22 protein-coding genes are annotated in these 23,753 nt (G+C 67.5%); 7 read left to right on the top strand and 15 right to left on the bottom strand.

Going from position 1 to position 23,753, the window contains the following annotated elements; genetic code table 11:
* Positions 1-57: 57 nt before the first annotated feature.
* The 5 genes from ACFWPH_RS25485 to ACFWPH_RS25465 all read right to left on the bottom strand — a co-directional run bounded on the left by ACFWPH_RS25485 (position 58) and on the right by ACFWPH_RS25465 (position 3,708).
* Positions 58-198 (bottom strand): hypothetical protein, encoded by a 141-nt coding sequence (locus ACFWPH_RS25485; RefSeq protein WP_280417694.1) that lies wholly within the window; start codon positions 196-198, stop codon positions 58-60.
* A 25-nt stretch (positions 199-223) separates the two neighbouring features.
* Positions 224-373 (bottom strand): hypothetical protein, encoded by a 150-nt coding sequence (locus tag ACFWPH_RS25480; RefSeq protein ID WP_157112558.1) that lies wholly within the window; start codon positions 371-373, stop codon positions 224-226.
* A gap of 156 nt (positions 374-529) precedes the next feature.
* Positions 530-1,270 (bottom strand): 3-oxoacyl-ACP reductase FabG, encoded by a 741-nt coding sequence (gene fabG / locus ACFWPH_RS25475; RefSeq protein ID WP_378754628.1) that lies wholly within the window; start codon positions 1,268-1,270, stop codon positions 530-532.
* A 39-nt stretch (positions 1,271-1,309) separates the two neighbouring features.
* Positions 1,310-2,518: a CaiB/BaiF CoA transferase family protein gene (locus ACFWPH_RS25470; RefSeq protein WP_378754627.1), complete on the bottom strand. Its 1,209-nt coding sequence runs from the start codon at positions 2,516-2,518 to the stop codon at positions 1,310-1,312.
* A 2-nt stretch (positions 2,519-2,520) separates the two neighbouring features.
* Entirely contained in the window at positions 2,521-3,708 is a 1,188-nt protein-coding gene (locus ACFWPH_RS25465; RefSeq protein WP_378754626.1) for an acyl-CoA dehydrogenase family protein, read from the bottom strand.
* A 111-nt stretch (positions 3,709-3,819) separates the two neighbouring features.
* Between ACFWPH_RS25465 and ACFWPH_RS25460 the strand changes: the two genes are divergently transcribed.
* Positions 3,820-5,055: a CoA transferase gene (locus tag ACFWPH_RS25460; RefSeq protein ID WP_378754625.1), complete on the top strand. Its 1,236-nt coding sequence runs from the start codon at positions 3,820-3,822 to the stop codon at positions 5,053-5,055.
* A gap of 75 nt (positions 5,056-5,130) precedes the next feature.
* Here ACFWPH_RS25460 and ACFWPH_RS25455 read toward each other — a convergent pair whose 3' ends face one another.
* From ACFWPH_RS25455 to ACFWPH_RS25425, 7 genes are all read right to left on the bottom strand, one after another.
* On the bottom strand, positions 5,131-6,642 hold the full coding sequence (locus ACFWPH_RS25455) for a TRAP transporter large permease (RefSeq protein WP_378754624.1): 1,512 nt from the start codon (positions 6,640-6,642) through the stop codon (positions 5,131-5,133).
* Positions 6,639-7,247 (bottom strand): TRAP transporter small permease, encoded by a 609-nt coding sequence (locus ACFWPH_RS25450; protein ID WP_378754623.1) that lies wholly within the window; start codon positions 7,245-7,247, stop codon positions 6,639-6,641. The genes ACFWPH_RS25455 and ACFWPH_RS25450 overlap by 4 nt, the downstream gene beginning before the upstream one ends.
* Positions 7,248-7,741: 494 nt before the next feature.
* Positions 7,742-9,034: an acyl-CoA dehydrogenase family protein gene (locus ACFWPH_RS25445; RefSeq protein ID WP_378754622.1), complete on the bottom strand. Its 1,293-nt coding sequence runs from the start codon at positions 9,032-9,034 to the stop codon at positions 7,742-7,744.
* 38 nt (positions 9,035-9,072) lie between these two features.
* Positions 9,073-9,837: an SDR family NAD(P)-dependent oxidoreductase gene (locus ACFWPH_RS25440; protein WP_378754621.1), complete on the bottom strand. Its 765-nt coding sequence runs from the start codon at positions 9,835-9,837 to the stop codon at positions 9,073-9,075.
* Between the two features lie 34 nt (positions 9,838-9,871).
* Positions 9,872-10,633 carry an SDR family NAD(P)-dependent oxidoreductase gene (locus ACFWPH_RS25435; RefSeq protein WP_378754620.1) on the bottom strand — a complete coding sequence of 254 codons (762 nt, stop codon included), beginning with the start codon at positions 10,631-10,633 and terminating at the stop codon, positions 9,872-9,874.
* Between the two features lie 15 nt (positions 10,634-10,648).
* Positions 10,649-11,827, bottom strand: coding sequence for a thiolase family protein (locus ACFWPH_RS25430; protein ID WP_378754619.1), 1,179 nt, complete (start codon positions 11,825-11,827; stop codon positions 10,649-10,651).
* A gap of 42 nt (positions 11,828-11,869) precedes the next feature.
* A complete protein-coding gene (locus ACFWPH_RS25425; RefSeq protein WP_378754618.1) occupies positions 11,870-13,360 on the bottom strand; it encodes an AMP-binding protein in 1,491 nt (496 codons plus the stop codon).
* A 236-nt stretch (positions 13,361-13,596) separates the two neighbouring features.
* Between ACFWPH_RS25425 and ACFWPH_RS25420 the strand changes: the two genes are divergently transcribed.
* Positions 13,597-14,643, top strand: coding sequence for a phosphotransferase family protein (locus ACFWPH_RS25420; protein ID WP_378754617.1), 1,047 nt, complete (start codon positions 13,597-13,599; stop codon positions 14,641-14,643).
* A gap of 17 nt (positions 14,644-14,660) precedes the next feature.
* Positions 14,661-15,587, top strand: coding sequence for an enoyl-CoA hydratase (locus tag ACFWPH_RS25415; protein WP_378754616.1), 927 nt, complete (start codon positions 14,661-14,663; stop codon positions 15,585-15,587).
* A gap of 96 nt (positions 15,588-15,683) precedes the next feature.
* Here ACFWPH_RS25415 and ACFWPH_RS25410 read toward each other — a convergent pair whose 3' ends face one another.
* Positions 15,684-16,388, bottom strand: coding sequence for a FadR/GntR family transcriptional regulator (locus ACFWPH_RS25410; RefSeq protein WP_378754615.1), 705 nt, complete (start codon positions 16,386-16,388; stop codon positions 15,684-15,686).
* A 229-nt stretch (positions 16,389-16,617) separates the two neighbouring features.
* Positions 16,618-17,685: an enoyl-CoA hydratase/isomerase family protein gene (locus tag ACFWPH_RS25405; protein WP_378754614.1), complete on the bottom strand. Its 1,068-nt coding sequence runs from the start codon at positions 17,683-17,685 to the stop codon at positions 16,618-16,620.
* Positions 17,686-17,952: 267 nt separating this feature from the next.
* Here ACFWPH_RS25405 and ACFWPH_RS25400 point away from each other — a divergent pair, with 267 nt between their 5' ends.
* The 4 genes from ACFWPH_RS25400 (at position 17,953) to ACFWPH_RS25385 (ending at position 22,503) form a co-directional block, all read left to right on the top strand.
* Positions 17,953-18,393 (top strand): MarR family winged helix-turn-helix transcriptional regulator, encoded by a 441-nt coding sequence (locus ACFWPH_RS25400; RefSeq protein ID WP_378754613.1) that lies wholly within the window; start codon positions 17,953-17,955, stop codon positions 18,391-18,393.
* Positions 18,394-18,734: 341 nt separating this feature from the next.
* A complete protein-coding gene (locus ACFWPH_RS25395) occupies positions 18,735-19,067 on the top strand; it encodes a rhodanese-like domain-containing protein (protein ID WP_378754612.1) in 333 nt (110 codons plus the stop codon).
* A 120-nt stretch (positions 19,068-19,187) separates the two neighbouring features.
* Entirely contained in the window at positions 19,188-20,267 is a 1,080-nt protein-coding gene (locus ACFWPH_RS25390) for a saccharopine dehydrogenase family protein (RefSeq protein WP_378754611.1), read from the top strand.
* Between the two features lie 919 nt (positions 20,268-21,186).
* The gene (locus tag ACFWPH_RS25385; protein ID WP_378754610.1) at positions 21,187-22,503 is read left to right on the top strand and encodes a ferric reductase-like transmembrane domain-containing protein; all 1,317 of its coding nucleotides are present in this window, start codon (positions 21,187-21,189) and stop codon (positions 22,501-22,503) included.
* Between the two features lie 193 nt (positions 22,504-22,696).
* Here ACFWPH_RS25385 and ACFWPH_RS25380 read toward each other — a convergent pair whose 3' ends face one another.
* Positions 22,697-23,617: a universal stress protein gene (locus tag ACFWPH_RS25380; protein ID WP_378754609.1), complete on the bottom strand. Its 921-nt coding sequence runs from the start codon at positions 23,615-23,617 to the stop codon at positions 22,697-22,699.
* Positions 23,618-23,753: the final 136 nt, after the last annotated feature.

Here is a 23,753-nt window from a genome sequence, read left to right as displayed (position 1 = left end):
GCGCCCGCCGGGGGCGCGCGATATCGCGGCACATGACTTCCGAGTGGTGCCGCGGTCCTAGTCGGACGAGGGCAGCGGTTTGGCGGTGAGCAGTTCCATCGGCGCGCCGTGGCAGGTGAAGCGGCCTTCGCCCTTCTTGACGCAGATGACCTGGGTCGAACATGTGGCGCAGGTGTAGCGCTTACCGGTTTCGTTCATCGGGCTCCTCCTCGATCTGATGCGGTCAGCGACCGGCGAAAGTGATCTCGAGTGCGACGCCGCAGCAGGTCAGTGCGGAACCGCCGGCGGTCGTGACGATCGCTTCCGAGCCGCATTCGTTGCAGCGCAACCGGCTGCCGTTACCGGCCTCGGTGCCTGCGGTGTTGTCGGACATCCTCACTCCTTCGCTGTGGATGGCATCGGTGGTACGGGACTGCTTTCCACGCCTGCCGGGATACGAAATGTTCGCCAGTTCACCATAATCATAGTCATGAATTAAGGCAAGGTTTCATCCCATGACCCGCCGGCCGCAGGCACGGCCGGCAGCGGGTCACATCAGCCGGCCACCGGTCACCTCGAGCACCGTGCCCGTCATATAGCTCGACAGGTCGCTGGCCAGGAACAACACCACGGAGGCGACCTCGCTGGGCAGCCCCGCGCGCCCCAGCGGGATCTCCGCCATCTTCTGCTCCCAGATCCGCTCGGGCATGGCCTCCGTCATGGGAGTCCGGATCAGCCCGGGTTGCACGGCATTGACCCGCACATTCTTGAACGCGACCTCCTTGGCCGCGGCCTTGGTGAGACCGACGATCCCGGCCTTGGCGGCCGAGTAGTTGGTCTGTCCGACCAGACCCACCTTGCCCGACAGCGAAGAGATGTTCACGATCGCCCCCGATCCGTGCTCACGCATCCGGTCCGCGGCCGCCCGGGTACCGTTCCACGCGCCCTTCAGGTGGACCGCGACGACATCGTCGAAATCCTCTTCACTCATCCGGCGCATGGTCGCGTCCCGGGTCATCCCCGCGTTGTTCACGAAGACACCCAGCGGACCGAACGTGTCCTCGGCGGTACCCACCAGGTCCGACACCGCGGCGCCGTCGCGCACATCGCAGCGCACGTACGCGGCGTTGTCCGCCCCGCCGAGCTCAGCCACCGCCTGTGCGCCGGCGTCGTCGTTGATATCGGCCACCACGACCTTGGCACCCTCACGGACGAAGGTGCGCGCGATCTCCAGGCCGATACCCTGCGCGGCCCCCGTGACGACGGCAACCTTTCCTGCCAGCAGTCCCACTACCGCTCCAATCCGTTGATCTGTGAATACGACGTGCGCCTACTGCACGATTCCGGCCGAACGCAATTCCGCGATCCGTTCGGTGTCCAAGCCGATTTCGGCGAGCACCGCATCGGTCTGCTCCCCCAGCGCCGGCACCGCGCCCATCCGCAGCTCGATATCGCGGAAAGTCATGGGCGGCAGCACGGCCCGAATCGGCCCGGCCTCGGTCTGTACCTCGCGCCACCGGTCCCGGGCCGACAGCTGGGGATGCGCGATCAGATTTTTCATATCGCCCAGTTGCGCGGCCGGGATACCCGCCTTCGCAAGGCTGTCGTCGAGATCGGCGGTATCGAAGCCACCGGTGAGCTCGCCGACCACGGCGTCGACCTCGGCCCGGTGCCGCACCCGTTCGATATTGGTCGCGAACTTCGGGTCATCGGCGAGATCCGGGCGCTGGAACACATCGGTGACCAGCGTGCGCCAGCCCCGGTCGTTCTGGACGCCGATGAGTATCTGCCCGTCCCGGGTCGGATAGGCGTCGTAGGGCGCGATCGAGGCGTGTGACAGTCCCATCCGTTTGATCTGGACGTCCTGGTACATCTGCATGTACATGGAATGCCCGAGCCATTCGACGGTCGCGTCGAACATCGCGATATCGATGGTCGCGCCCGTTCCGGTGCGCTCCCGGCGCAGCAGCGCCGCCTGGATCGCCGATAGTGCGTACATCCCGGCGGCGATATCGGAGGTCGGGATACCCGTCTTGGTGGCCGTCTCGGGGGTTCCGGTGATCGATACGAGCCCGGTCTCGGCCTGGACCAGCATGTCGTAGGCCTTGCGATCCACGAACGGGCCCGAGGTTCCGTACCCGGACATGTTGACCGCGATCAGCCCGGGGTGATCGGCGCGCAATTCCTCCGCACCCAGCCCCAGCCGCTCGGCCGCGCCGGGGGCGGAATTCTGCACGAAAACGTCCGCCCCGGCGATCAGTGCGCGGACCGCGGCGATTCCCGCGCCGGCCTTCAGATCGACGCACAGCGATTCCTTACCCCGGTTCAACCACACGAAATGCGAGGCGAGCCCGTGCACGGCGGCATCGTAGTTGCGGGCGAAATCGCCCTCGCCGATCCGCTCGACCTTGATCACCCGGGCACCGAGATCGGCGAGATGCCGGGTCGCGATGGGAGCCGCGACGGCCTGTTCGAGACTGACGACGGTGAACCCGGCGAGCGGCAGGCCGGTATCGGCGGTGACTGCGTCGGACTGCATCTCTAGCGCCCTCCCGCTGAGGCCGATTTCTCGGCGGCGTTCACCAGACCGCCACCGATGATGAGGCGCTGGATCTCGCTGGTGCCCTCGTACAACCGCAGCAGCCGCACATCGCGGTAGATCCGTTCGACGGCGACCTCCCGCAGGTAGCCGGAACCACCGTGGATCTGCACCGCGAGATCGGCTGCTTTACCGACCATTTCGGTACAGAAGAGTTTCGCGGCCGACGGGCCGGTCCGGCGGTCCTCGCCGGAGACATAGCGGGCGGCGACCTCCCGCACCATCGCGCGACCCGCCAGGACACCGGTGGCGATATCGGCGATCATCGCCTGCACCAGCTGGAAATCCCCGATCGGTGTTCCACCCTGGGTGGCGGTCGCGGCGTAGGTGACGGATTCGTCGAGCGCACGCTGGGCCGCACCGACGGCCAAAGCGGCGATATGCACGCGGCCGCGCGCCAGGGAGGTCATCGCGGCCCGGTAGCCGACATCCTCACTGCCACCGACGAGCGCGGCGTGCGGCACCCGGACATCGGTGAAATGGACATCGGCCGTCCAGGCACCCTCCTGACCCATTTTGCGGTCCTTCGGCGCGACCTCCACACCGGGCGTCGTAGCGGGGACGAGGAAGACAGCGATCCCGGTGCCGTTCTCGTCGGCGGGGCGGGTGCGCGCGAAGACGATGAACAGATCGGCCAGCGGGGCGTTCGTGATGAAACGTTTCTCACCGTTGATCACCCAGTCGTCACCGTCCCGGACCGCCTTGGTGCGCAGTCCGGCCGGGTTCGATCCCGCGCCGGGTTCGGTGAGGGCGAAGGAGGCGACGACGTCTCCGGAGGCGATATCGGCGAGCCAGCGCGATTTCTGTTCGTCGGTACCGAAACCCACCAGCACCTGACCGGCGATACCGTTGTTGGTGCCGAACATCGACCGCAGCGATAGCGATGTGTACCCGAATTCCATTGCCAGTTCGACGTCTTGGGTCAGGTCCAGCCCCAGGCCGCCCCACTCCTGGGGGATCGCGTAGCCGAACAGGCCCATCGCCGCGGCGTTGTTGCGGATATCGTCGGGAATGCTGTCGGTATCCGCGATCTCCTGCTCGCGCGGCAGCACTTCCTTGCGGATGAACGCACGGGTTTGCGCCAGGATGTCAGCGAAATCTTCCGGACCGACTGCCGAAATGGTGGCCATGCAGGCAGTATTGCTGCCGATAAAGATGCGTGTCAATACTATGGTGTGATTTATTATCATTAATTATGATTTGCCCAGCTCAGCCACCGTACGACAGAAGGACAGACCGGCATGACCGCTCCCGAACACACTCCCGGCCGCCCCCTCAGCGGACTCCGCATCGTCGAGATCTCGAGTTTCGTCGCCTCTCCCCTGTGCGGGCTCACGCTGTGCCAGCTCGGCGCCGAGGTCATCCGGATCGACCCACTCGGCGGGGCCGCCGATACCGGGCGCTGGCCACTGACCGCCACCGGGGAATCGATCTACTGGACCGGTCTCAACCGGGGCAAACGGTCGCTCGCCCTGGATCTGCGCAGCGACGCGGGACAGGACATCGTCCGGCGCCTGGTGACCGCGCCCGGCCCGGGTGCCGGGATCCTGGTGACCAATACGGGCGGCCGGGCGTGGATGAGCCACGACGCGCTGGCCGCCGTGCGCTCGGATGTCATCACTCTGGAACTGCTGGGCCGCCGCGACGGCCGGCCCGCCGTGGACTACACCGTCAACGCCGCACTCGGCTTCCCGCAGATCACCGGGCCGGACGATCACAACGGTGTGGTGAACCATGTGCTGCCCGCATGGGATATCGCCGCCGGATTGCACGCCGCCCTCGCGGTCACCGCGGCGGTCCACCGCCGTGCCACGACCGGGGCGGGGTCGCAGATCGTGCTTCCTCTCGAAGATGTCGCGCTCGCGACCGCGGGCACCCTGGGATACCTCACGGAGGTTCAGGTCAACGGCACCGGCCGGCCGGCCACCGGTAACGACGTCTACGGCACCTACGGCACCGATTTCGTCACCGCGGACGGCGCACGGTTCATGGTGGTCACACTGACTCCGCGTCATTTCCGCGATCTCACCGCGCTCACCGGAACCCAGGAGACCGTCGCGGCACTGGAAACCGCCCTCGGCGCCGACTTCGGGCAGGAAAGCGACCGCTTCGAACACCGGGACCTACTCACCGCCCTGTTCGCGCGCTGGTTTCGCACCCACGATGCCGACGAGGTCGGCCGGGCCCTCGCCGGTACCTCGGTGCTGCACGAGCGGTACCGCAGCTTCGAACAGGTCGTCCGGTCCGGCGATCTCGAGCGCAACCCACTGTTCGCCACGCTGTCCCAGCCGCGGATCGGCGACTACCTGGCGGCCGCCATGCCGGCGTCGTTCGACGGCGTCCACCTGCGGACCGGACCTGCCGCCGACCTGGGTGCCGACGGCCGCGACGTCCTCCGAGACGTCCTCGCACTGGGCGACGCCGAGATCGCCGCGCTCACCCATACCGGCGTCCTCGCCGAAAAGTCCCGCACATAAGCGGGAACGGCCTGCGCACATCAGCAGTTCGGCCGGAGCGAATTCGCTCCGGCCGAACTACGTGGGTATCCGATATCAGCCCGCGCTCGAATTATCCGACAGGAATGTCGAGATCTCCGGGAAGAAGATCAGGAGCAGGACCACCGCGATCGCCATCGGCAGGAACCACAGCGAGGCGACGAAAACATCCTTCAACGGAATCTTGCGGCCGAGGTTCACCTCCGGATCCTTGACGATCGAGTGGATCACCATCGCCAGCACACCGACCGGCGGTGACAGGATCGCCAGTTCGCCCATGAACACCGTGAACGCGCCGAACCACAGCAGCGAGATATCCAGGCTCTCCAGGGTCGGGATCAGGATGGGGACGGTCAGCACCATCATCGGCAGCGGGTCCATGAACGCCCCGAGCAGCAGGTACACCACGACCATCAGCAGCAGGAATTCGACCCGGCCGAGTTCCATTCCGGCGATCAGATCGGCGAAACCGTTGCTGATTCCGCTCAAGGTCATCATCCGGGACAGCGCCTCGACGCCCAGCAGGAGCAGGAACACCGCACCCACGGTCGACACCGTGCCCACGGCCCCGTCGGCGAGCGCCTGGAACGCGCCGCCGGTCTTACGCTTCCACAGCAGCACCACGCCCACCGAGCACAGCGCCGCCGCGGCGCCCGCCTCCGTCGCGGTGAAGATGCCCGACAGCATGCCGCCCACGATCACCAGCATCAGCACCGGAACGGGCCATACCTGTACCAGGCTGGTGAGCTTCTCTTTCCAGGGCACGGTCTCGGTGCTGCGGCCGCGGTTCGGGCCGGCCAGATCCTTACCGAAGACCGCGAACAGGATGATGGCGAGGGTGAACAGAATCGCCACCAGGATGCCCGGGCCGATGCCGGCGAGCAGCTGTTTCCCCACCGGGACCTCGGCGATCCCCGCGTACAGCACGAGCAGGATGCTCGGCGGGATCAGCTGACCGGGGAGCCCCGCCACGATAACCGCGCCGATCGCGAGCCGGCGGTCGTAGCCGGCCTTGAGCATTTCGGGGATACCGATCCGGCCGAGCGCATACGCGGTCCCGGTGGTCGAACCGCTCACGGTCGACAAGCCGGCACCGGCCACATTGGTGCCCACCGCCAGGCCGCCGGGTAGCCAGCCGAGCCAGTGTCGCGCCACCGCGTAGAGGTTGGCGGTCAGCCCGGACCGCCACATCAGCAGGCCCATCAGGACGAACATCGGCACCACGCTGAGGGTCCAGCTGGCGACCTGGTGGTACGGCAGTGACGACAGCGCACTGGCCACGGTTTTCTCACCGCGAAGGGCGTAGAGGCCCGCGAACGACGGAATGATCATCGTCAGGGCCACCGGTAGGCGCAGGAGCAGCAGGGTCAGCATCATCACCAGGGCCGCGCACCCGATCGCCTGCGGCTTCAGCGGCATGAACATCGCCGCAACGGTGCCCAGGAGCACCACGACGAGGACACCGAAGACGGACCAGGCGCGGAACAGGTGCCGGCGGCTCGGCCCGACCGGCGGTGGGGTGAGGGGGCGGGTGCCCGCGTTTCCCGCGGGCGCAGCGGCGGTGGTCATTTCTTCTCCGAATCCGATGTCGTGCCGGCCGGGACCGTACTGCTGTGCCCGGCCTGGATCTCGCCGCCGATATCGCCGGCCACAGGGGCGTCCTCGTCCTCGGTCTCGTCCTCGGCGCCGCGTAGCGCCCGCACCGCGGCGAAGCCGAACTGAACGGTGAGCACAGCGAAGGCGACCGGTACAAGGAACAGCACCGGCCACGACACCACTGTCGACACCCCCGCGGTCTGGCCGATATCGCGGGCGTGCAGGGCTTCTTCCAGGCCGAACCAGGCGAAGCCGGCGGTCACGATCAGGGCAAGGAGGTATCCACCGGACAGGACCGCCCGGCGGGCCGGGCGCGGGAAGTAGTGCGTGACCAGGTCCGCGACGATGTGCTCGCCGCGCGCCTGCGCGGCCATGAACCCGAGCAGCGCGATGATCGGCAGGTAGATGTACTGCGTGATCTCGAGGGTGTTCTGGATGGGGCTCGAGGCGAACGCCCGGAGCAGGGCGTTGGCGGTCACATGGATCATCATGACGAAGAGCACGATGACTGCCGGGACCTCGATCAGGAGCCGCAGCCGGTGGGGCCGCGCACCTGAAGCGCGCGCTGATGCGCTCATGTGAACTCCGCAGGATTTGAGGGATGGAACGCGGTGGCGGGTGGGAGTGACCACGCGGCGCGACCGCAGGTACTTCGGTCGTGATCCACGTCACCGAAGTTGTGAATATCATTCGCCTGAATTTGCGCCAAGTCAAGCTTTCATGCGAATCATTTGCCTCGACTGTATCGAGACAGCTCGGCCGACCCGGTAGTGGACGGCGCCCGGCGCCTGCGTGCCGCCCGCACGCCCCACCGGGAGCGGCTGGGTCTGTTTCGCCGCAGGTCTACTCGCACAGGCTGCTGGTCCGCAGCCGCGACGCTGCACGCGTACACAGCGGGCACCGCGACCGGTATCCCTTCACGCTGGACCCCAGTTACCAGGGTGCACGCACAGCTGGCGCGCCGAGCACCCCGGCACCCATACGTGCGTCGGCAGCATCCTGACGCTGTCGGCGTTCGCGGCGGCGGGTGCCGCCGCCGGCCGGGGCACTCCGCCGGCGGCACGCAAGCGGACTATTCCGCCAGAGCGCTCAGTTCGGCCGCGAACTTCTCCCGCGCCCGATCCTCCAGCGCCGGCAGGTGGTAACTGGGGAACAGGCCGTCGTACGGTGTGGCATCGCGCAGCAGCTGGCGGGCCAGCCCGATCTTGTGAATTTCGGTGGCACCGTCCGCAAGACCCATGTGGTACGCCTCGAACAGCCATTTGCCCAGCGGAAGTTCCTTGGATACGCCGAGCGAACCGTGCAGCTGCACGGCCCGGGAGGTCACGTCCAGCAGCACCTTCGGCATCGCGGCCTTGACCGCCGCGATGTCCTTGATGACCTTGCGGTAGTCGTTCTCCTTGTCGATCCGCCACGCCGTACGCAACACCAGCAGCCGGAACTGTTCGAGCTGCAGCCACGAATCCGCAATCATCTCCTGAACCAGCTGTTTATCGCCGAGCCGGCTGCCGCGCGTGGTCCGTGAGACGGCCCGCTCCAGCATCATGTCCAGGGAACGCCGCACCAGGCCGACCGTGCGCATGGCGTGATGGATACGGCCGCCGCCCAGCCGGGTCTGCGCCACCTCGAACCCCTGCCCCACGCCGCCGAGGATATGGTCCTTGGGAATCCGGACATCGGTCCAGCGGGTGTAGGCGTGGGTACCGACCTCGTAATCGTGACCCCAGACGCCGGTATTGCGGACGATCTCGAGCCCCGCCGTCTCGGCCGGGACGACGAACTGCGACAGCCGCCGGTGCGGTTCGGCGTCGGGATCGGTGACGGCCATGACAATGAAGAACGAGGCGAACCGCGCGTTCGAACCGAACCACTTCTCGCCGTTGATCACCCATTCGTCACCATCGAGGACGGCGGTGGTGTCGAATTCGACCGGATTGGAACCGCCCTGCGGTTCGGTCATGGCGTAACAGGAAACGATCTTGTTCTCGATGAGCGGCGCGAGATACCGCTCCTTGAGTTCGGGCGTGCCGTAATGCGCGAGGATCTCGGTATTGCCGGAATCCGGGGCCTGACAGCCGAAGACGATCGGGCCCGAATGGGTGCGTCCGACGATCTCGTTGAGCAAGGCCAGTTTCAGCTGACCGTAACCCTGTCCACCCAGTTCGGGACCGAGGTGCGTCGCCCACAGCCCCTTCTCGCGGACTGTGTCCTGCAGCGGCGGGACCAGCTTCTGGCGCAACGGATCCTGCAGATCCCACGCATGGGTGATGACCTGGTCGATCGGCTCGACCTCCCGGGCGACGAATTCGTCGGCCCAGTCGAGCACCTGCTGGTACTCGGGGTCGGTCTCGAATCCCCAGCTCATATCCTGGTTCCTTTCTGAAAAGAGGTCTGCGGGCGCGGTCAGCGCATCGCGGTGCGGCCGCCGTCGACCGGGATGATCGCGCCGGAGGTATAGGTGGAGCCCGGCCCGGCAAGGTAGAGCGCGGCGCCGACGATCTCACCGGGATCGCCCGCGCGGCCCAGCGGTAGCGCCTTCAGCTTCTCGGCGACCGCGTCCATATCCCAGGCCTTGCTGATATCGGTGAGGAACGGCCCCGCCATGATCGCGTTGACCCGCACCGCCGGCCCGTAGGCCTGCGCGAACCCCTTGGTCAGGATGTTCAGCCCGGCCTTGGCGGCCGCATACGGCAGGTCGTCGGGGGTGGGGCGCTCCGAGGCGATCGAACTGATATTGATGATCGAGCCGCCCCCGGCGGCGGCCATCCGCGGCGCGATCAGGGTCGTCAGGCGGAACGCACCCTTGAGGTTGACGTCGAAGACCTTGTCGAACAGCGCCTCCGAGATCTCCTCGAGGCTCGAGTACAGCGGGGACATCCCGGCGTTGTTGACCAGAACGTCGACCTTGCCGAACTCGTCGTAGACGCGGGTCACCAGCTGGTCCTGCGCATCCCAGTCGCCGACATGGCAGGCGACCGGCAAGGCCCGGCGACCGGTGGCCGCCGTGACCTCCGCGGCCAATTTCTCGCAGCTGTCGAGTTTGCGGCTGACGATGACCGTATCGGCGCCGGCCCGCGCGAACGCGAGCACCATCTCGCGGCCGAGTCCGCGACTGCCGCCGGTGACCAGCGCGACCTTGCCTTCCAGCGGAAGTGCCGGAGCCGTCATGGTTGTTCCTCCTTGTGGGGCGCGGGCGCCGCCATCAGCGCGGTGCCATCCGGATGGCACCGTCCAGCCGGACGACCTCACCGTTGAGCATGGGGTTGGACAGGATATGCGCCGCCAGCGAGGCGAATTCCCGCGGATCGCCGAGGCGGGCGGGATGCGGGGTCTGGGCACCCAGCGAGGCCTTTGCCTCGTCGTTCAGGCCCGCCAGCAGCGGGGTGTCGAACAGTCCGGGCGCGATGGAGACGACCCGGATCGCCAGTGAGGCCAGATCCCGCGCCAGCGGCAGCGTCATCCCGGCGACACCGGCTTTGGAGGCGGCGTACGCGGCTTGGCCGATCTGGCCCTCGAATGCGGCGACCGAGGCCGTCGTCACGATGACGCCGCGCTCCTCACTCTCGACATCCAGCCGCGACATCCGTTCGGCGGCCAGCCGCACCACGTTGAACGTACCGATCAGGTTGATCGTGACGACACGGGTGAACACATCGAGCGGGAAAACACCCTGCCGGCCGACGACGCGCAGCGACCGGCCGGTTCCGGCGCAGCTGACGACCGCACGCAGTTCGCCGAATTCCTCGGCCGCGTCCAGCGCGGCCGCCACGGCGGTTTCGTCGGTGATATCGGCCGGGGTGAACAGGGCGTTCGGCCCGAGTTCGGCGGCGACCTCGGCCCCGTTCGACGCCGGCAGATCGAGCAGGACCACTTTCGAGCCCTGATCGAGCACCTGGCGGGCGGTCGCCAGGCCGAGCCCGGACGCACCCCCGGTGACGAGGGTGACTTTGCCGTTGATGTCCACGTATATGCCTTTCGGTCAGAGACGTTCGATGAGCAGGGCGTTGGCCATACCGCCGTGTTCGCACATGGTCTGCAGGCCGTAGCGCCCGCCCGTGCGCTCCAGTTCGCCCACCATGGTGGCCAGCAGGCGCACACCCGACGCCCCGATCGCGTGGCCGAGCGAGAGGGCGCCGCCGGCGGGGTTGAGCCGGGCGGGGTCGGCGTCGAATTCCCGCGCCCACGCCAGCGGTACGGACGCAAAGGCCTCGTTGACCTCGTAGATATCGATCTCGTCAAGTGTCCGGCCGGTGCGGTCGAGCAGTTTGCGGGTCGCGGGGATCGGCGCGGTGAGCATGTACAACGGGTCGTCACCGGCGACCGTGAAGTCGACGAAGCGGGCGCGCGGCGTGAGCCCGAGGTGTGCGGCCTTCTCCTCCGACATGATCAGGGTTGCGGCGGCCGCGTCGGTGAGCGGCGAGGAGTTGCCGGGAGTGATCATCCAGCCCAGGCCGGGGAAACGCCGGTCCGAATCCGCGGAGTGGAACGAGGCCCGCAGCGTGCCCAGGCTTTCGAGCGTGGTCGCCGCGCGGATCGTTTCGTCGGTTTCGTGCGCGCCGCCCGGCACCGGCACGGGCACGATCTCCCGGCCGTAATGCCCGGCAGCGGCGGCGGTCGCGGCCCGCCGATGCGATTGCTGCGCGTACCGGTCGACATCGTCTCGAGTCAGCCCGTACTTCTGTGCCACCAGTTCGGCGGCCACCCCCTGGCTGATCCAGCCCTCCGGGTACCGCTGGGCGAGTCCGGCGCCGACCAGGTCCCGGCCCATCGGGGCGGTACCCATCGGCACCCGGCTCATCGATTCCACACCGCAGGCGATCACCACATCGTAGGAGCCCGCCAGCACGCCCTGCGCCGCGAAATGCACCGCCTGCTGGCTCGAACCGCACGCGCGGGTCACTGTGGTGGCCGGGGTGGATTCGGGCAGACCCGCCGCCAGTGCGGCCGAACGGGTGATATTGCCGGCCTGTTCCGCGGCCTGGCTTACACAGCCGCCGATGACATCGTCGATGAGGACGGGGTCGATATCGTTACGCGCGACCAGCGACCGCAGTACCTCGGCCAGCAGATCGATCGGGTGGATATCGGACAGGGCGCCACCGGCCTTGCCCTTACCCGACGCCGAACGGACGACGTCGACGAGCACGGCACTACGCATGGATCCTCCAGAGGAATGTGGAACAGATGTTGAGCGAAACGGTCAGGGCGCGACCGGCGCGGTGACCTGCGCGACGAGATCGCGGCGCACCAGTTTCCCGGTGGGTGTCTTGGGCAGTTCGTCCACGAACACGACCTCTTCGGGCGTGCGCGAACCCCGCAGGCGTTCGCGGCACCAGGTCCGGATGGCGGCCGTATCGGCGTGTCCGGGTCCGGCCGGGACGATCACCGCACAGATCCGTTCGCCCCATTCGTCGTCCGGTACGCCGATCACGGCGACCTCGCGCACATCGTCGTGGTGGACCAGCACATCCTCGATCTCGGCCGGGGCGATGTTCTCGCCGCCACGGATGATGGTGTCGTCGGCGCGCCCGCCGATATAGAGGTAACCGTCCTCGATGCGGGCGCGGTCGCGGGTGGGGAACCAGCCGTCGGCGTCCAGCGCCGATCCCTTGCCCATGTACTCGCCGCTGACCTGCGCACCCCGCACCCACAGCAGGCCGGTTTCGCCGGCGGCCGGCACGGTGCCGTCCTCGCCCCGGATCTCGGCCTCCATCCCCGGAACCACCCGCCCCACCGACGACAACCGGCCGCGTAGCGACGGATCCGCCATGGCCTCGCGGTGATCGTCGGGGCCCAGCACCGCGATGGTCGAACTGGTTTCGGTCAGCCCGTAGGCGTTGACGAATCCGGTCTCCGGGAAAGCGCGGAGGGCCCGTTCGAGAACGGGTTGCGGCATCCGGGCGCCGCCGTAGGCCAGTGACACCAGGTTCGGGGCCTCGCCGGGGGCGCCGTCCAGGTGCTCGACGACGCGGGCGAGCATGGTCGGCACCACCATGGCACTCGTGATCCGCTCGCCACGGACGATATCGAGCCAGCCCTGCGGAGTGAAGTCGGGTAGATGCACCATCCGCCGTCCTGCGTAGATGTTGCTGAGCACGGCCCCCATCCCGGCGATGTGGTACGGCGGCGTGCTGACCAGTGTCGCGTCGTCCTCGGCGGCGGAGCCGAATTCCACGGTATTGAGCAGATAGGACAGCAGATGCTGGTGGCGCAGCAGCACGCCTTTGGGCGCGGAGGTGGTGCCGCTGGTGAACAGCACGACGGCGGTGGCATCGTCGGGGGCCGGTTCGGTGGTGCCGGGTCCGGCGGCCCGGGCCAGGTCCAGGAACTCCGCGCTGGTCAGCACCGTCTCGGCGGCACCGTCGAGGGTGTCCCGGTAGGCGGGGTCGGCGACGATCAGCGGTCGTTCGAGTTGCCCGACGAGATCGCGCAGCTGATCGGCCGCCAGCCGGTAGTTCATCGGCGCCAGCGGGACCCCGGCGCGGGCGGACGCGAAGGTCAGCACCGGCAGTACCGGACCGTTGACGCCCACGAACACCAGATGCGCGGCACCGTACCGGGCCAGGACCGCGGCGCCGCCGGAGGCCACGTCGCTGAGCTCCTGATAGGTCATCCCCGCATCGCGCCGCCCTAGCGCGAGCCGCTCGGGATGGACCGATGCGGCCATGTCCAGAACCATTTCGATACCCATTGCACCACCTGGTGAGAACGCTTGGATTGTTGATGTGCACCCGAGGTGCCGAGCCACGCGCGGCAGGAGACTTTCGGGCCCGTCGCGGCTAACGATAACAACTATGCGCCGGAATATGAAAGAAATCATGACAATGGTTCGTAGGAATGTGTAGTCTCCGGTAGGTGGGTGCCTCCGGCCGCTACGTGCGACGGCACCCCGTCAGACGTCACACAGGGAAGGCATGAGGTGGATCGATGAGGGATCAGGACCCGGTGGACGTCACCGCACTGACGTCATGGCTCGACCGCAACGAGGTGGGCACCGGGCCCGTCACCGATATCGTCCCGTTGACCGGAGGCACCCAGAACATCCTGGTGAAATTCACCCGGGACGGTACCGACTACGTATTCCGGCGACCGCCGCTGCACAAACGCGGCAACAGCGACGAGACGATGCGCCGGGAAGCGCGCCTGCTCGCCGCGCTCGCGGGTAGCGAGGTACCCCACCCGCGGCTCGTAGCCGCCTGCGAGGACCTCGAGGTCATGGGGTGCGTCTTCTTCGTGATGGAGGCGGTGGAGGGTTTCACCGCCACCACCGAGGTTCCCGAACCGCACGCCTCGTCCGCCGAGACGCAGCATGCGATGGGCCTGTCCATGGTCGACAGCGCGGCGGCACTCGGCTCGATCGATCCGGCCGTCCTCGGCGAAGCCCAGCTCACCCGGGCCAACGGCTGGCTCGACCGGCAGGTCGGCCGCTGGCGACGCCAGCTCGACTCCTATCACGAGCTCGACGGATGGCCCGGGCCCGAACTGGACGGAGTCGACGAGATCGGAGGCTGGCTCGACGCGCACCGGCCCGCGGCGTGGCGCAAGGGAATCATCCACGGCGACTACCACTTCGGCAATGTCATGTTCCGGCGCGACCGGCCGGCCGTGGCCGCTGTCGTCGACTGGGAACTGGGCACCGTCGGCGATCCCCTGCTCGACCTCGGCCATCTCCTCGCGACCTGGCCCGATCCCACCGAAACCCGCACGGTCGGGCTCGCCCGCCGACTCGACGGACTTCCCGGCCGCGACGAGCTCATCGCCCGCTACGCCGAGGTCAGCGGCCGAGATATGACCGATTTCGACTGGTATCAGGTCCTGGCCTGCTACCGGCTCGCCATCATCCTCGAAGGCACCTATGCGCGGGCCTGCGCCGGAAAGGCCGATACCGCGCTCGGCCACCGCTTCCACGGTGTCGCGCAGGCACTTCTCGATCAAGCCCGCGGGCTGGTCCGGACGCCGTCCGGATCCGCCTGACCAGAAAAGGATTCACGATGACCGAAGCTCTGCTCGACCCCGCCACCCCGGTGGACTACCGGTACCTGCGCTACGAAACACACGACGACGGCACGATCGTGCGCATCGTGCTGAACCGCCCGAAATACCGCAACGCCCAGAACCGTGGACTGCTCGTGGAACTCACCCACGCCTTCCTGCGGGCGGAAGCCGACGATACGGTGCGCGTGGTCGTTCTCGCCGGCGATGGACCCGTATTCTCCTCGGGCCACGACCTCGGCAGCCCCGACTACCGGGCCGAACGCGAACCCGGACCCGATCAGCACTGGTCCTTCACCTGCACCGGCGCCACCCACGATGCCGTCGAATCCCGTTTCCACCAGGAGTGGCACTACTTCTACGAGAACACCCGGCGGTGGCGCAAACTCCGCAAGATCACCATCGCCGAGGTGCACGGCAACGTTTTCTCCGCCGCCCTCATGCTGGCCTGGGCCTGCGATCTCATCGTCGCCGCGGAGGGCACTCGGTTCGCCGATGTCGTCGCCACCCGGCTGGGTGTCTGCGGTGTCGAATACTTCGGCCATCCTTGGGAATTCGGCCCACGCAAGGCCAAGGAGCTATTGCTGACCGGGGACAGCCTCGATGCCGAGGACGCACTCGCGCTGGGCATGGTGAACAAGATCTTCCCGGCCGACTCGCTCGGCGAGAACACCCTGGAGTTCGCCCGCCGGATCGCGCGGGTGCCCAGTATGGCGGCACTGCTGGTGAAGGATTCGGTGAACCAGAGTCAGGACGCGATGGGCTTCACCACCGCGCTCGACGCCTGCTTCTCCATCCACCAACTCAATCACGCACAGTGGACGCATCTGTCGGGCGGTAAATCCCCCGTCGGCACCCCGGAATACGGACTGCCCGACTGGAAGACGGCGCCGCCGGTCGAACGGGCAGATCCCTATCGCCCCTGACCGGTTGAGGCCCTCCCGCGGTAGCGGATCTTCCGGTACCGCGGGAGACTGCCCGAGCGGCGGCCGTCAGCGCCGAACCCCCGGCCCACCGGTCGATCAGCCGCGGGATCCCCACGCGATCGGAGTATCGAGGACCTCGGGGTAGTTCTTCTCCTCGTACCGCCAGATCGCGTCGATATGTTCCTCCATCGCGGTCAGTGCCGCACCGGCGTCCCCGGCGGCCACCGCCTTGTAGATCTTCTCGTGGATATCGCAGGTCGCGACACGATGCCGCTCCGGGTACTCCATCCCCACCGCGGAGCCGTCGAGCATATCCAGCAGCGCATGGATCAGATAGCCGAACAGCGCGTTCCCGGAACCCTGCGCGATGGTGTCGTGGAATACCCGGCTCATCTCGACGAAGATCTCCTCGTCGTCGATGTGCTCGCGCATATGGTCCACCGAATGTTTCAGGGTGGCGAGTTGTTCTTCGCTGATCCGGTCGGCAGCGAGCCGGGCCATCATCGGTTCGAGCGCCGTACGGGCCTCGACGATGGTCCGGAACGGTGCGTTCTCGAATTGCAGCAGTAGCGTGATCGCGGTCTGCAGACCCATACCGTCGGGTTGCTGCACGATCGGGCCGCCGCCGGGACCGGGTTTGAGAGCGATAACGCCCTGGAGTTCCAGGAACCGCAACGATTCCCGCAGTGTTCCCCGGCCGATCTCGTACTCTTCGAGCATCAGCCGTTCCGGCGGCAGTTTGTCACCGACCTTGTTGCCACGTTTGTTGATGCCCTCGACAATGCGCTGTGCGACCAACATCGCGGTCTTCTGTGGACGAAGCCCTGGCTGTCCCACTACACATACCTCCATACGGTCAGGCCGCTCCCCCGCAACCACTGGAGTTCGAGCCCCGACAATCTATGATTATGTTTACCTCATATTGAGGGCGAATACCATCCCGAACTGCTTCGTGTCCACCACGCACCCCGGGCCCCGTCGACAGCGCCCCGGTCCGGCGCGAGCGGCGATACATCCCGCCTGCCCCTGCTCACCCGCCATCCGCGATCTCGTCGACGAGCCCCCATTCGAGCGCACACTGCGGGCCCAGCGCGATACCGGTGACGAACAGGTGCAGCGCCCGCCAACGGCCGATCCGCCGGGGAACGCTCACGGTGCCGCCCGCGCCCGGGATCAAGCCCATCGCCACCTCGGGCAATCGGATCACGGTATCCGGGGCGGCAACGATATGTCCGGCGAACGCGGAGATCTCGATCCCGGCGCCCACACAATGGCCGTGCAACCGGACCTCGGTGCGCTCCGCCAGCCGGGCCATCAACCGGGCCGCCCCGCCGCGGGTCCGGATCTGATGAGCCGTCGCGGTATCGGGTGTGTGGCCGAATTCGTCGAGATCCCCGCCGGCGCAGAACGACGCACCGGCACCGTCGAGCACAATCTTGTCGAACGTGCCGGCGAGCAGCGCGGTGCGCAACGCCTCGACCAGGGCGTCACGAAGGGCCGTGCCGTAGGCATTACGCCGCTCCGGGCGGTTCAGGGTGATGCGGAGGGTATCGCCGTCCGCAGTGAGGAGAACCGGATCGGATTCGGGCGCCGGCGGTAGCGGGCGCCCGAGCCGGCGGCGTGCCGCCAGCCAACGGCCGAATTCCGGTCCGCCCTGGAGGGTGGAGTACGCGAAGGACTCCACGTCGATGGCCGCCGGCACCGGAAGCCCCTCCGAAGCACGTACTACCTGCGCGGCGAAACTCGCCGCCTGCGGATACCGGCGCATACAGTCGGCGAACTCGGCGACCGCACGCTCGGCGTCGTCGGTCACGACAACCGCCCGGTCGGCCGGATTCACCGCCCCCGCGGCGTAGGTCAGGTCCAGCGCTGCCGTCAACGGGGCGAGTTCTGCAGCGATACCGCCGGAACAGAATCCGACCGCCGGTCCGCCCCGCGCCGGTATCCGCGCCGCGGCGGCCGCCGCGGTTGCCCCATCGACACCGTCGAGGTCGATCAGGAGCAGCGGTTCGAGCAAAGTGGTCGCGTCCATGGCGAATTCACCGGCGGCCCCCTCGGCCAGCTCCGCTGCGCCGAGGGTGCGTACTTCCATCCCCATACCACCCTCCTGGTTGCGCATTCGACACCCGGTCGCACCGGGCCACCGGCGCTTCCGGCCCACAGTGAACCTATCGGACGCGCCACAAGCCCCCACCGCCTACGGGCGCGGCCCCCGGACGAGCCCGACGCGTGATACCCGGCCGACGACGATTTCGTAGCCGCGTCGCGTCGGGCCGCGCCGGTTCGTCCTGGACGAATCGCCTGCGCACCGGAGCCCGAGGCACCTGCGAGCGGTGAATCGGGTCGGCTGCGCGAAACTGAAGTGGTGAGTACCGACAACGACCGGACGCCGCCGGTGACCAGTGCTTCGATCATCGTGCTGACGCTGGCGCGGCGGGTGGAGACCGAACTCAATGCGGGGCTGGCCGCCTTGGACCTCACCGTTGGGCGCCTCGGTCTGCTCGGGCACATTTCGGGTGTTCCGGGGGCCTCGTTCAGCGAGTTGGCGCGAATGTCGGGAATCAGCGTGCAGAGCGCGCATACCGCGGTGAAGGCACTTGTCACTGCCGGACTCGTCCGTGACCGCACCGCCCGCGCCGGGTCGGCGTCGGCGATCGAACTCACCGCGGACGGTGAGCGGCTGTTGCGGGCCGCCCAGGACGTGGTAACCGAGGTGGACGAGCGGCTGTTCGGCGCGGCGGCCGACCCGGTACAGCGCCGGATCGGCACCGCCGTTGTGGATGCCTTTCGCGGGATGGAGAACTGACACCAGAGGAGCGGGAGGTGCGACGCAGATAACCTTCAGCTGACCTGAAAGCCCTGCTATGCTTCAGTCAGCCTGAAGGTTGAGAGGGGGCTGGTCCATGTACCAACTGCCGCTGTCGGTTCACGTCCTGGCGCCATCGTTTTCGGGTGCAGCGCGAGGTCATGGACGTTCCGGGCGACGGCGCCCGGCCGGCGAACCCTCGGCATGCTCGCCGGTCTCGACAACACGCGCTGGCTGATCGTCGTCGTCCTCATGATCATCCGGCCCGGCGCGCACACCTGACAGGACCAGCCTGCCACCGCAACTTTCCCGTTCCGAACCCACGAAAAGGACCTGTCCGCATGAGCATCCGCCATTATCTGTATCGCGCACCCTCTCTCACCGCAACGGAAGCAATCGACGCCGTCCGAGCCGGCGCCCTGATCGTCGATGTACGGCGACGATTCGAATGGAATCGGACCCGTATTCCCGGTGCGGTCCATCTACCCCTGGAGCAGTTGACGGACAAGTGCGCGGAGCTGCCCGACGATCGGCTGTTGATCACCTTTTGCACCGGCGGCCTGCGGTCCTACGGGGCCGCGAACCTACTGCTCGAATACGGTTTCGAAGCCAAGAACATGTCGGGCGGCCTGATCGACTGGCGCGCCGCCGGCGGATCACTGGAACCGGGGTGATGACATGATCGGCCATGCGTCCGGGCGGTCCACTGCGGACAGGCCGGGCCGACGTAGTGTCGTGCATGCCACGGCGATACCGCACCGCCCGACCGATGGACAGAACGGAAGTAGCAGCCCATGCCGAAGATCGTGCTGTTCGGAGCCACCGGCTACACCGGTCGCCTGATCGCGCAGGCGCTGAGCGCCCGCGGCACCGCGCCGGTACTCGCCGGCCGAAACGCAGATTCGCTCGCGAAACTGGCCACCGAGATCGGTGGCGCGGCAACCGCGGTGGCCGATGTGACCGACCCCGCCTCGGTCCGTGCGCTACTGGGCCGAGGCGATGTACTGATCACAACGGTGGGACCGTTCCTGCGTTACGGAAAGCCTGCACTGGCAGCGGCGCTCGCGGCGGGCGCACACTATTTCGACTCCACCGGAGAAGGCCCGTTCATCCGCACGGTGTTCGACCACGACGACGAGGCCCGCCGGGCGGGGGTCGCATTGCTCACCGCCTTCGGATTCGATTATGTGCCGGGCAATCTGGCCGCGGGGCTCGCGCTCGCCGCGGCACCGGATGCCGTTCGCGCCGATATCGGTTATTTCATCGCCGACCCCGGCACCAGCGGTGGCACTCGTGCGTCCATGGCGGGCATGCTGTTCGAAGACGGTTTCGCCCTGCGCGGCGGCCGGGTTGTGCCGCAGCGAACAGCCGCGCGGGTACGCGAATTCGAGGTCGCGGGCCGCACCCGCACGGGGGCGTCGGTGCCGGGTTCGGAGCATTTCGCGCTGACCCGCTCGTATCCGCAGCTCCGCGAAGCCGATGTCTACCTCGGTCTTCCCGGGCCTGCCGCCCACGGCCTGCGGGCAACCTCGCTGGTCACCACTGGGATCGCCCGTGTGAAGCCGGTGAAACAGCTGGCCGAAACCGTGCTGACCCGTATCGTCAAAGGCTCTACCGGCGGCCCGGCGCCCACCGCCCGGTCCCGCACCCGCACCTGGGCGGTCGCGGATGTATCCGATGCCGCGGGCCGCACGTGCGCCTCGGTAACGCTCACCGGCGTGGACCCCTACGACTTCACGGCGGCAATCCTCGCCTGGGGCGCCCGGACCGCGCTCGACGGCGATCTCCTCGACACCGGCGCGCTGGGCCCCGTCGAAGCATTCGGCCTCGACCAACTCACCGCCGGCGCCGCGGGAGCCGGCTTGACCCGATAACTCCGTTACCGCCGAGCATTGCGCACACCGCACCGGCCGTGGCCGCATCATTACGGCGCGCCACGGACCGGCGACAGCGTCCTCTTTACTCGGGCGGCAGTATCTTTGCTGTTCAGGTGGACGACGCCTCCTTTCTTCAGATGATGATGCCCAGTAGGCCCCACGCGAGGCTCAGGGCCGCTCCCGCGGCCGCGGAGCCGAGGCCGATAATCGCACTCATGACGTTCCTCGCTTCCTCCGACGAAACGTTCGTATTGTTCTCCGGCTGAGAAATCGCTCGAAACGACGAGGCCCCGCGAATCCTTCGGCGGCGATATTCGCAAAAACCGTGTCCGGCAGAGCCATCGTCCCACTGGGTCCCCGTCCCGGGGAAGTTCCCGTGTGCAGATTAGCACCTCGTAAAGTCCGCGTCAGCACCTCATTTCACCGAACCACACACGGACGAAGAGTTTTTCGCCGCTCCCGCAAGGAAACGCGCCCCCACCACGGTAATCTTCGGCCGAGGACAAGGTTTCTTTCAATGAGCTCACATTTGGCCGGGCTCTTCGGGACGGATTATCAGAACTGTTAGACGACCGCTTCCCGCACATAACGAACAGGAGGACACGGCCGGGTACCGAATCTTATCTTCATCGAATTACGAGCACCTTTCGGATATCAACAGCCGAATTGTGATGCTTGGCGGAAAAACACAAGCTCCCCGTGGCCTGACCTTTTCCGAAGTCTCGGCGGAAGGTGCGTGTAGACGTTTTCGACATTCAGCTCGCGCCACACCTCGACCGGCGGCCCGCGCAGCCTGAACTCGTGCCCCGGTCCTTGCGTGGCGCGGCGACCGGAGCACCCGGCGCGCCATAGAATTCCGCCGGGCCGGTCCCGGTTTTCGCAGATATCGGTCGAGTCGAATCACCAGGAGGACGAGTTGTCGCTCATCGCTCGCGGTTCAGCGTGGTTCGGGCTGTACCTGGCAGCCGCGATCGTCCCGCTGGTATTCGCCGCGATCGGTGTCGCCGACGCCGATCGCGGGTTCCTGACGGAATTCTCGGTTGCGCTGGGTTTCGTCGGAATGTCGATGCTGGGCTTGCAATTCGCGCTGGTGGCCCGGTTCCGGGCCGTCGCGGCGCCGTTCGGGGAGGACGCGCTGGTGCAATTCCACCGGCAGGTGTCCTATGTGGCGCTGGCGTTCATCCTCGCCCATCCGGTACTGCTGCAGATCGCGGGTACCGACATCATCGGTCTGCTCAACCTGGCGCAGGCTCCGCCGCGAGCACGGTTCGCGGTCGCCTCGACAGTCCTGTTGCTGACCCTGATCGCCACCTCCGTCTGGCGTAAACGCCTGCGTATCCGCTACGAGATCTGGCAGATCTGCCACGGTGTGCTGTCCGTGCTGGTGGTCGCGTGCGCGCTCGCCCATATGTTCCTCGTCGACTACTACCTCGATGCGGTGTGGAAGAAATGGTTGTGGGCACTGATGACGCTGGCGCTGGTGCTACTGCTCGTGTGGGTGCGCGTAGTCGAACCGCTGCTGCGGCTGCGCCGGCCCTGGCGAATCGAACGGGTCACCGCAGAACGGGGGAACGCACATACGCTGGGCTTGGCGCCGGTGGGTCATGACGGTTTCCGATTCCAGCCGGGACAGTTCGGGTGGCTCGTGGTGAACCGCGCGCCGTTCTCGATCACCGCGCACCCGTTCTCCTTCTCTTCCAGTGCCGAAGAACACCGGCGGGTCGAGATGACGATCAAGGCGCTGGGCGATTTCACCTCGACCGTCGGCGATATCCCGGTGGGAACGCGCGCCTACATCTCCGGCCCGCACGGCGTCTTCACTCCCGACCGCAACGAGGGCCCCGGGTTCGTGCTGATCGCGGGCGGTATCGGGATCACCCCCATGGTGAGCATCCTGCGAACCATGGCGGATCGCGAAGACCGCCGCCCGGTCCTGCTGTTCCATGCCGTCCGGACCCTGCCCGAAGCGACCCTGGACGACGAGATCCGGGCAGTGGAGCAGCGGCTGGATCTCACGGTGGTCCGGGTTCCGGAGCGACCGCCCGCCGGCTGGTCCGGCGAACAGGGTTACCTCGATCGCGCCGTACTGGCCCGGCATCTGCCGACCGGGTATCCCCGAAGGCAGTATTTCGCCTGCGGCCCGGGCCCTATGGTCACCGCCGTGGAAGCGGCCCTGGCCGGCCTCGGCATTCCCGCCGAACGTCTGCACACCGAACGTTTCGACTTCGTCTGAACGGGGCCCCCATGCGACACGTCTACACCACCCGCGCTGTTCTCGCGATCACCGTGATCCTGCTGGCAGCATCCGCGTGGTTCGCGCTCGCCACCGGCTGACCGCCGTTGTCCACGACTATCCGGACAGTCACCGCCTGGCCCCAGGGCTCATACCCCGGCAGCGCGGTCAGGAGCCGGTACGCCGGCGGCCGTCAGTTGCCGGGGCCGCGATAGACGATGAGCGGCCCCTGAGCCCGGTGCAGCAGGTTCTGCGTCGTGGAACCGAGCAGGGCGCCGCGCAAACGCCCCCGGCCTTTGTGACCGACGATCAGCATCTGCCCCTCGTCGAGCGCCCGCAGCAGTTCCCGGACGGCCGAACCGCGCCGGGACCGCTCCTCGACGGCGACGCCGGGGAATTTCTCCCGGTACGGCGCGACGATGGTCGACAGTATTCCGGACTCCGCGCGGGCGATGGTCTCCCAATCGACGGTCATCGCGGTCGGCCCGAACACCTGCATCGCCGTGGGGACCGAATCCCCGGCCGCCGCGCTGTCGGTCCAGGTCCGCACGGGGACGACCGGGACGGAGAGCAGCTGCGCCCAGGCGAACGCGAGTTCGGTCGCCCCGGCCGACAGCGGACTGCCGTCGCAACCCACCACGATCGGGCGATCGTCCGGGGACGGATGCCCGGGATCGCCGCGCCATACCGCCACCGGGCACTGCGCCTGATCGACCACCCGCAAGGCGGTCGATCCGAGAATCCACCGTTCGACCGCCCCGGCGCCGGTCGCACCGATCACGATCATCGCGGCACCCCGGGCCGCTTTCAGCAATCCGGCGGCGGGCGGCTCGCTGTCGGCGACCGAAGTCAGGTCGATATCCGGTGCCCACCGGCGCACCGCGTCTTCGGCGGTGGCCAGCAATTCCGAGCGATACTCGCGGTACCGCTCGGCCAGCTCCCCGGGGGTCATCGCGATCTCGGGCATCGAGCCCGGCGCCGGGGAGGAATGCACCAGGTGCACCGGCAGGGCGAGCTTCCGGGCGAACGCGGTCGCCCATTCGGCGGCCGCCAGCGAGGTCTCGGACCCGTCGACGCCGACCACGATGTGGTTACCCGCGGGGATTGGCTGCATCCGTCCTACCTTCCGTTCAGCGTGGCGCGATCACTCTCCGATGACGATTCCCGGTCGAACGCCCCCCGACCGGCCGGCAGGCCGATCCCCGGTCCCAGGATAGGAGCCACCATCTCCCCGGCGGCCGGCCGACACG

The organism is Nocardia sp. NPDC058499 (assembly GCF_042719915.1).
Taxonomy (GTDB): Bacteria; Actinomycetota; Actinomycetes; order Mycobacteriales; family Mycobacteriaceae; genus Nocardia.
This window is presented reverse-complemented; position numbering and strand designations above follow the sequence as displayed.